The following is a 1952-nucleotide window of genomic DNA, read 5'->3' on the forward strand; positions in this document are numbered from 1 at the left end:
CACCACCCCCCAGGTCATCCGATCGACAGAGGGGACACAGTCATACCGGGCCCGGAGGCCAGCGGCCCCATTGCAGGACCGCGAACAACATAACGGGGGCGTCCCTTCGGCGACAGGCCGCTTCGGCGGCGCACGCCAGGACGTCGAGGGGGCGGGTCGCAGGCCGGGCGGGAGCTGCGCTGAACAGCATCCGAGAGGGACGGGTGTCTTCCGCTCCGGTGGGTGGGGAAGACTGCGGTCATGGGGGACTTACTGAGCAACGGCCCGGACCGACCGCCCTGGAGGCCGTCGCGCCGGCTGATCGCCGCGGCCGCGGCCGTGGTGTCGTCCGCCGCGGTCGTCATCGGGATCGTGGCTCTGAACGGACCCGACGATCAGCGCCCACGGGCACCCGAGAGCCCGTCGGCGGCGGCGTCCTCGGCGTCCTCCGGGGCCGCGTTTCCCCCTGGCCCGGACGCGCCTGTCACCGCGGGACAGACGCCCGGCCTGGTGATCGCCGGACTGCCGCTGCCTCGGGGCGGGACGTCGATCAGGCGTGACCGCGCAGCCGGCACAGGACCGTTGACCGTGGTCCTGCGGCGCACGGACGGAAGCGGGGCACTGGGACGGCACGGCGCGGTGGTCACCTTTCCCGTGGCGGCACCGTCAGGGGGTCGTCCGATCCGGGTCGGCGGCGTGTCCGGGAGGGCCCTGGCCCGGGAGGTCGTCTGGCCGGTCGAAGGCTCGTACGCCCGGGTCCGGGGTGATCTGCCGCAGTCGGAGCTGATCGCCGTCGCGGCGGCCACCCGTGTCGCCTCCGGCCGTCCCCGCGTCGAAGTCCCGCGCGGACTGTCCGTGGCGGCCACGGGCGCCCTGTGGCCTGCCCAGCTGAACGAGACCCGTTACGGCTCCCGCGCGACAGGGGAGGTCGACGAGCTCTCGGGCGGCCTGACCTTCACCGGCGTGGCCCGAGGCGGTGGCTTCGAAGACGCGCTGTACGCCACCGGCGCCCAGCCGGCGGGGACCGTGCACGGCAGGCCCGCGGTCGTCACCTCGGCGTTCGGCGGCAACGGCGCACTGGCCTGGGAACCGGCGCCCGGCGTCGTCGCGTACGTGGGCTACAGCGGTGCGGCGCTCGACCGGGGCGCGGTCGACGCCCTGCGCCGGCTGGCCTCGCGGACCCGTCTGCTGAGTCCCGCGCAGTGGCGGGCCACCGGTCCTTCGACGAGCGACCAGACCAATGATCTCGGCCTGCCCGACTGAGACCGGGCGGCCCCGCGTCCCGCCCGACGTCTCGCGGACGGACGGCGGATTCCGCCCGGTGCGCCGGGGGCGGTGCGGGTTGCTCGCGTGGACTCGGCTCGACCGACGCGGTCCGCTTCGCCTGCGGTCTCCGGCGAACGGCTCCGCCGGCGTCAGCAGCCGTCCTGCCGCGCGTGGCTCAGCTTCCCCCCTGCGCGGCCAGTCGGGCGGCGCACAGGCTCAGGTGGTGCCGTTCCGGGAGGCTGGCGGTGCGGCGGGCGGCGGTGCGGTAGTCGGCGACGGCGGCCTCCCGGTCCCCGGCGAGTTCGTGCAGATGGGCGCGGACCGCGTAGAGCCGGTGGTGGCGGGTGAGCGCGGGCGGCGGGTCGGCGAGCAGGGTGAGGCCGGCTGCCGGGCCGTCCACCATGGCGACGGCGACCGCCCGGTTCAGGACGATCAACGGGTTGTCGGAGATACGGGCGAGCACCCCGTACAGGGCGAGGATCTGCGGCCAGTCGGTCTCGGCCGCGGTAGGCGCCTCGTCGTGGACGGCTGCGATCGCCGCCTGCACCTGGTACGGGCCGACCGGCCCCCGCGGCAGGGCGGCGGTGATCAGCGAGACGCCCTCGGCGATCGCGGCTGTGTCCCACCGGCCGCGGTCCTGCTCGGCGAGCGGGACGAGTTCGCCGTCCGGGCCGGTGGGGGGGGGGGGGGGGGAGGAGAGGGGGGGG

2 protein-coding genes are annotated in these 1952 nt (G+C 75.8%); one reads left to right on the top strand and one right to left on the bottom strand.

Features of this window, described 5'->3' with window-relative positions; all coding sequences use genetic code 11:
* The first annotated feature begins 240 nt into the window (after positions 1-240).
* Positions 241-1242 carry a hypothetical protein gene (locus ACN6LD_RS40615; RefSeq protein ID WP_445045781.1) on the top strand — a complete coding sequence of 334 codons (1002 nt, stop codon included), beginning with the start codon at positions 241-243 and terminating at the stop codon, positions 1240-1242.
* Positions 1243-1420: 178 nt separating this feature from the next.
* On the opposite strand, the gene ACN6LD_RS40620 is transcribed toward ACN6LD_RS40615, so the two are convergent.
* Positions 1421-1952: RNA polymerase sigma factor (locus ACN6LD_RS40620; RefSeq protein ID WP_458576036.1), on the bottom strand; the 532-nt coding region annotated here is incomplete at its 5' end.

This window comes from Streptomyces sp. SAS_272 (assembly GCF_052543235.1).

Excerpts from the sequence above, each read along its gene's own strand:
- ACN6LD_RS40615 (WP_445045781.1), top strand. The coding sequence starts at position 241 with ATGGGGGACTTACTGAGCAACGGCCCGGACCGACCGCCCTGGAGGCCG.